Origin of the sequence: Lyngbya sp. CCY1209 (assembly GCF_035615495.1) — a bacterium.
Taxonomy (GTDB): Bacteria; Cyanobacteriota; Cyanobacteriia; order Cyanobacteriales; family Microcoleaceae; genus Limnospira.
This window is the reverse complement of record NZ_JAJENU010000163.1, coordinates 1-6216: the sequence shown is the minus strand read 5'-3', so window position 1 is coordinate 6216 and position 6216 is coordinate 1. Positions and strand designations below refer to the sequence as shown.

Here is a 6216-nt window from a genome sequence, read left to right as displayed (position 1 = left end):
TTCATCTTAAATGAGGCGATCGGATCTGAATCCACAGGCAAGATGCCCGATGCTCCGTTTTGAATTTTGCCTCATTTTAGCCGAAACGGTCTACTACTGGAATGACACACCTTAAACGGTGGGTTACGGCGGATTTATAGATCGCTTTCACAGCATAGGTTTAAGCCACATAACCCACCCTACGAATCCAGCACATTTTTAGCTTTGTCGGTCTACTACAATTAACTTTACTAATTCGGATAATTTGAAATTTCAATGGCGATCGCATATAATGACCCAATAAAGGTGCGGAGCCAGGAAAAATGACGGCAGTTTCCCCCCTTCTTCAAAAAACCGAAATTATTTATCCCAGTGCGGACGGTTACCGTCTGGTGGAAGACGGTTATCAGGCGATCGCGGATAATTGCAGCGAAGTTTTGGGCTTAAAGTTGCAGGTATAGCAACGAGCGCTGGCGTGGTTACACGCCGGGAATGATCAATCTCCCTACGACCGACTCCCTTTTATAGCTTTTGTAACTATACGAGCGCGCACTGCTATAGAAGGCAAATTAATTGGGTTTTACCGCCAAGATGACGGCCAGAAATTATTAATTCCCGACGAATTAGCCGAGGCACTGCAACAGGAAACTCTAGCTCGACAGCAAGCGGAGGAACGGGCGGAAACCGAACATCAACGGGCAGAAACCGAACGGCAGCGGGCGGAAACCGAACGGCAACGGGCGGAAGAATTGGAAGCCTTACTCGCCCGATACCGAGCACAATTCGGCGACTTAAACCCGTAACGGAAGGAACAATTATTAATTATTAATTGTTAATTATCAATGATCAATTGATTTCCCCGCCGCTTCGTCCAGCAGCCACCACAGTTCCCCCTCGGGCCGGATATATCGGCTGGGGTAGGCGTCGGCATCTGCCTCGGGGGCGAACACCTGGGCGAGGGCCGATCGCTTACTCTCCCCCGCCACCAGGAACAGGACGCAGCGGGCTTTGTTGAGGAGGGGAATGGTGAACGTGAGGCGGGGTTGGCCGTCTTTGTCGCCCACCGTCACCAGGCGATCGCACACCTGTAACGCTTCAGTGCGGGGAAATAGGGAAGCCGTGTGGGCATCGTCCCCCATCCCCAGCAAAATCACGTCCAAACTGGGGACTTCCCCGGGCGCCACCCCGAAAAACGATCGCAATTCAGCATCGTGACGCTCGGCATCCGCCGCCGGATCTCCCGCCCCGGTGGGCATCGGGTGCAGGTTGCCTTCCGGGAAATCCACCCGATCCAACCAGGCTTGCCGAGCCATATTTTGGTTGCTGTCCGGGTGATCTGGGGGGACGTAGCGCTCATCTCCCCAGAAAATGTGAATTTTGTCCGTGGGGAGGTCATCCCCGGCCAGGGCTTCATAGAGGGGCTTTGGTGTCCCGCCGCCGGCCAGGGCCAGGGTGAATTGACCCCGGGTTTGAACGGCTTCGGCGAGTTTGGCGAGGAGAATTTCGTGCGATCGCGCCACGAGTTGCTCCCGGTCGGCCAGAATTTCGACAATTTTTTTCATGGTGGGGGGGATTAGAATGCGCTGTGCACAAATATAGCGCCGCGGGTGGGGAATAGGGAATAGGCAATGGGGAATAGGCAATGGGGAATAGAAACAGCCGTCAATACCGAAGCGCGACACTTGCGATCGCAAAGCATCGGCCTCGAAAACCGTCCCTCGTCCGGCGGCGACACGGAGCTCCCCTCCGAGAAACCACGGATGTCAGATCACATCTTTACTGTGTTTTCTATCACCCATTACAGCCGATCAATTTCACCCCGGCGGCGGCATCACATCACGGTATCCAAAACAGATTTCGGCCAATAATCAAGACAATAGGGTATTGTTTTTGGGGTGATACCAGTCGCACCCCGATCCGAACCCACCCCGTTCCTCCCGCCACTCCATCCTCGCCGGTCGAGTGCGGTTTTCCCCCGAGATAAGCAGATGGATATTCAACCTCGTGAGAACAAACTCAAACCCAATCCCTTCACCGCTTACCGAGACCCGGATACCGGCAAGTGGGTCGTCATCAAATCCGAAGAAAAAAAAACTGAAACCCGAGTCGCTTGAAGGAGGGAACGTCGGAAATGACCCGCCGGATTGATTGGCATCGGCCCGAGCGCCCGTCGGGTGAGGCTTCCGCGAGGGTTTGGGCGATCGCTCCGGAATGGAATTTCGAGAAGGGGAAAGGAACGAAACGCCGGCCGATGTCCCGTCAGGTGTCCGACAAGCGCCCAGTCTTTTGCCGTTCAAACCCTTAGTAATGTGCCACTTTCTCAAGTGTCCGACGGCGACCCGCGATCGCACTTCCCGATCCCGACCCGGGACTTCGCACCCCTGTCACAGTTGAAAGAGTGTCACAATTTTGGGGGGGGCAGTCGTCGGACTCCAACTAAATTAAAATTATTGAATGGAAATCAAAACCGATGACAGCTATCACCTATTCCGAAAAAAGTTCCGCCACCCAATCCAATTCTTGGCTGTATTCGATCGCCGAAGAAGTTGATCGCTTCACCGGAGACGATTGGTTAGCCCTGTGCCCCGACATCAGCGAAGGCGAATTGTACCGGGACTGGTTTCTTTGGTATGACAGCGAAGTGACCGGCGCCTGGGAAGCCTACGACCACCTCACCGACCAGCAGCTCATTTCCCCGAATTTGGAGCAAATCAAAGCGCAAATTGACGCGATCGAAGGCCACCGCCAACTTTCAGCCAGCAACATCGCCTGAAACCCGACCGTTTCCCCGACAATCAACAAATGTTAAAACCCTTGGGGGCCCTTCAACCCGATCGCCACAGTTCATCGGGTCGGATCGGCCCTTTTGACATCCTCTATTTGCATTTCTGTTTGCCTGCGGCACGCTACGCGAACGGTGAACAGAACCCGAAACCCTGCGGGAGGAGTTAGCAGTTAGAAGTGCGGAGGTGCGGAGGTATCGAAATTTCTCTCTCCTCCCTACACCCTACACCCTACACCCTACACCCCACACCCGTATTTTGGTATGCTTGACCCATTCGGACTGGGGGATGGAGCCATGACGGGTTTGACGGAAAAGCCGCGCGCAGCCAACACGCCGCCCTATTTGGAACTCAACAATCAGGGGCAAATCCTCAATTTTGCGCTCACCCAGAACCGGCACGTTTTTGGCCGCGATCGCACCCGCGCCGATCTGGTCGTCCCGGAGACTTGGCTGGTGATTTCGGCCCGCCAAGCGGTGCTGCGGCGCGTCGGCGACACCTATGAGATCTACGACGGCGACGGACAGCAACCGAGTACCAACGGTTTATTTTTGAACCATACCCGCATCACCGCCGCCGACGGCCACCGCCTCCGCAACGGGGTGGAAATCAAAATCGGCCAGAACCCCAAAAACCAGGTCCGCCTCCGCTACTTCGACCCCGAAGACGCGATCGCCCCCGTTTCCCCCCAACCCCCGACATTTTCCCTGGCCAACCGTTCCGTGCTCCTGGGCCGGGACGCCGAAGCCTCGGTGCAACTCGACTCCCCCCTGGTGTCCCGCCGCCACGCCGTCATCGAACCGGACGGCCGCGGCCACTACATCATCCGGGACTACAGCGCCAACGGCCTGTTCGTAAACGGAAAGCGGGTCGAACGGCCCACCCGCCTGCTCGACAACGACACGATCCGCGTCGGTCCGTTCACCCTCAGACGCCGGGGAGACGCCCTGGAACTGATGGATTTCGGCGATCGCATCCGCCTCGACGCCCAGCGCCTGCTGCGGTTGGTGCGCGACCGCCGGGGAAAAGCCAAAGTCCTGTTGAGCGATCTGACCTTCGCCATCGAACCCGGACAGTTCGTGGCCCTGGTGGGGGGCTCCGGCGCGGGAAAATCCACCCTGATGCGGACACTGTTGGGCATCAGCCCCACCACCAAGGGGACGGTTTACGTCAACGGCGAAGACCTGCACCGCCACTTCAACCTCTACCGCACCCAGATCGGCTACGTCCCCCAGGATGATATCGTCCACGGGGATTTGACGGTGGGGGAGGTGCTGGCCTACGCGACGCGACTGCGACTCCCCCCGGACGCGGACGAATCGGCGACCGTCAATAAAACCCTCTACGAAATCGAAATGCTGGACCACCGGGACGCCACGGTGCGGCAACTCAGCGGGGGGCAGCGGAAGCGGGTCAGCATCGGGGTGGAATTGTTGGCTGACCCGAAGTTATTTTTTCTGGACGAACCGACCTCGGGGCTAGACCCGGGGTTGGATAAAAAAATGATGGAATTGTTGCGCCGTCTGGCCAATCAGGGGCGGACGGTGATTTTGGTGACCCACGCCACGGCGAACATGATGATGTGCGATCGCGTGGTGTTTTTGGGCCGGGGGGGACGGCTGTGCTATTTCGGACCCCCGGCGGAGGCGTTCGAGTTTTTTGACTTGGAAACGGGGGATTTTGCCGATATTTACAACCTGTTGGAAGAGGGGGAGGCGATCGCCCAGGATTGGTCCTTGCAATTTCGCAAATCTTCCCAATTTCAACATTACGTCGCCAACCATCTCAGTGTCGAAAATATCCCCCGCGACCCCAACGCCGCGCCGCCGAGTCGGAAGTTGCCCTCGGTGGGGGAACAGCTTTCGATCCTGAGCGATCGCTATTTTAAATTGATCCGCCGCGACCCCCCGAATTTGGCGCTGAATGTGTTGACGGCGCCGGCGGGGATTTTGTTGATCCGCCTGGCGATCGGCGATCGCGATCCCTTCGTCGGCGAACCGGATATTGGACTGGCTTCCCTGGCGCGACAGGTGCTGTTCGTGCTCACCTGCGCGGCGATTTGGGTCGGCCTTTCGAGTTCTTTGCAGGAGTTGGTGAAGGAGGCGGCGATTTACGCCCGCGAGCGGTTGGTGAATTTGAGATTGATCCCCTATTTGGGCTCGAAATTCTTGATTTTGTCGGGGTTGGCGGTCTTGCAAACTCTGCTGATGGTCGCCGTCATCGCGATCGCATTCCCTTGGCCGGAAGCCTCTTTCATGCCCTGGCTGGTGGGGGCTCTGGCGACGACTTTTTTGACTTTAATTGCCGCGATGGGTCTGGGAATTTTGGTGTCGGCCTGCGTGAAAAATGGCGCCCAGGCGAATAGTGCCCTGCCCCTGCTATTGTTGCCACAAATTATATTTTCTGGGGTGTTGTTTAAAATGGAGGGAATCGGCCGGATTTTGTCGTGGCTGACGGTCGGACGCTGGTCCATGGGGGCCTACGGCGCTTTGGTGGATGTCAATGCGCTGATTCCACCCCCCGTCACCCTTCCGGACGGGGCGATCGTATCGCAACCGTTTGAAGCCTCGTTGGTTTACGATCCGAGTTGGGAAAATTTGTTGCTGAATTGGGGGATGTTGGGGTTGCACCTACTGGTTTATTGGGGGTTGACTTTGGGGATTCAGAAGCGGAAAGATCTGTTGTGAAAGGGGGCGATCGCTTTGCCATTCCCCCCCGCCTCCAAACCCCCCTCCCACACTGTTTAAGAAAAGCGGATCTTTGGCGACCCTCCCGGGCGGTAGAGTTACAATCAGATCGCCCGATTGAACGCTCTTGATGTGGGGTTTTTTTGATCATGAACTATTGGCTGATGAAGTCCGAACCGACGACGTACAGTATTGAAGAAATGAGGCGCGATCGCACTTGCATTTGGGATGGGGTTCGCAACTACATGGCTAGAAATTTTTTGCAGCAAATGAAAGTCGGCGACTTCTGCTTTTTTTACCATTCTAACACGAAAATTCCCGGAATTGTGGGATTGGTGCGAGTCAGCGAAGCCCATCTGGTCGATCCGACCCAGTTCGACGAAAAAAGTCCGTATTACGACCCCAAAGCGACGCCGGAATCCCCCCGTTGGCAGACGGTGCGGGTGGAATTTGTCGAGCGGTTTCCTCAAATTATTTCCCTCGCCGAACTCAAGAATTATTTCGACCCGGACGAACTTTTATTGGTGCGCCGGGGCAACCGCCTGTCGGTGATGCCGATCGCCCCGGACATCTATGATCGCATTCTGAAATTGAAATTGAATTCGCCCGCCAATCCTTGGTAAGTGTCGCGGTCTTCCGTCAGGGAATTGCGCCGGCGATCGGCGTTCATAAAAAATCTTTGATGTCGTCGGTTATAGCGCTGCGCGCGGTCCTCGGCAGTCGGTATTAGGGAGTCGGAAACTGAAACGGCTTTTCTATAAGGGTTT

6 protein-coding genes are annotated in these 6216 nt (G+C 56.1%); 5 read left to right on the top strand and 1 reads right to left on the bottom strand.

Going from position 1 to position 6216, the window contains the following annotated elements; all coding sequences use genetic code 11:
- The first annotated feature begins 302 nt into the window (after positions 1–302).
- On the top strand, positions 303–440 hold the full coding sequence (locus LKE08_RS02255) for a hypothetical protein (protein ID WP_324702563.1): 138 nt from the start codon (positions 303–305) through the stop codon (positions 438–440).
- Between the two features lie 378 nt (positions 441–818).
- Here LKE08_RS02255 and pgl read toward each other — a convergent pair whose 3' ends face one another.
- Positions 819–1541: a 6-phosphogluconolactonase gene (pgl, locus tag LKE08_RS02245; protein WP_324702562.1), complete on the bottom strand. Its 723-nt coding sequence runs from the start codon at positions 1539–1541 to the stop codon at positions 819–821.
- A gap of 426 nt (positions 1542–1967) precedes the next feature.
- Between pgl and LKE08_RS02240 the strand changes: the two genes are divergently transcribed.
- The 4 genes from LKE08_RS02240 (at position 1968) to LKE08_RS02225 (ending at position 6072) form a co-directional block, all read left to right on the top strand.
- Entirely contained in the window at positions 1968–2093 is a 126-nt protein-coding gene (locus tag LKE08_RS02240; RefSeq protein WP_324702561.1) for a hypothetical protein, read from the top strand.
- A gap of 356 nt (positions 2094–2449) precedes the next feature.
- On the top strand, positions 2450–2752 hold the full coding sequence (locus LKE08_RS02235; protein ID WP_324702560.1) for a hypothetical protein: 303 nt from the start codon (positions 2450–2452) through the stop codon (positions 2750–2752).
- A 306-nt stretch (positions 2753–3058) separates the two neighbouring features.
- Complete coding sequence (locus LKE08_RS02230; RefSeq protein WP_324702564.1) at positions 3059–5449, top strand: FHA domain-containing protein; 2391 nt, start codon at positions 3059–3061, stop codon at positions 5447–5449.
- Between the two features lie 149 nt (positions 5450–5598).
- The gene (locus LKE08_RS02225; protein WP_324702559.1) at positions 5599–6072 is read left to right on the top strand and encodes an EVE domain-containing protein; all 474 of its coding nucleotides are present in this window, start codon (positions 5599–5601) and stop codon (positions 6070–6072) included.
- Positions 6073–6216 lie beyond the last annotated feature (144 nt).

Coding starts and splice junctions, on each gene's coding strand:
- LKE08_RS02255 (WP_324702563.1), top strand. CDS start 303: ATGACGGCAGTTTCCCCCCTTCTTCAAAAAACCGAAATTATTTATCCC.
- pgl (WP_324702562.1), bottom strand. CDS start 1,541: ATGAAAAAAATTGTCGAAATTCTGGCCGACCGGGAGCAACTCGTGGCG.
- LKE08_RS02240 (WP_324702561.1), top strand. CDS start 1,968: ATGGATATTCAACCTCGTGAGAACAAACTCAAACCCAATCCCTTCACC.
- LKE08_RS02235 (WP_324702560.1), top strand. CDS start 2,450: ATGACAGCTATCACCTATTCCGAAAAAAGTTCCGCCACCCAATCCAAT.
- LKE08_RS02230 (WP_324702564.1), top strand. CDS start 3,059: ATGACGGGTTTGACGGAAAAGCCGCGCGCAGCCAACACGCCGCCCTAT.
- LKE08_RS02225 (WP_324702559.1), top strand. CDS start 5,599: ATGAACTATTGGCTGATGAAGTCCGAACCGACGACGTACAGTATTGAA.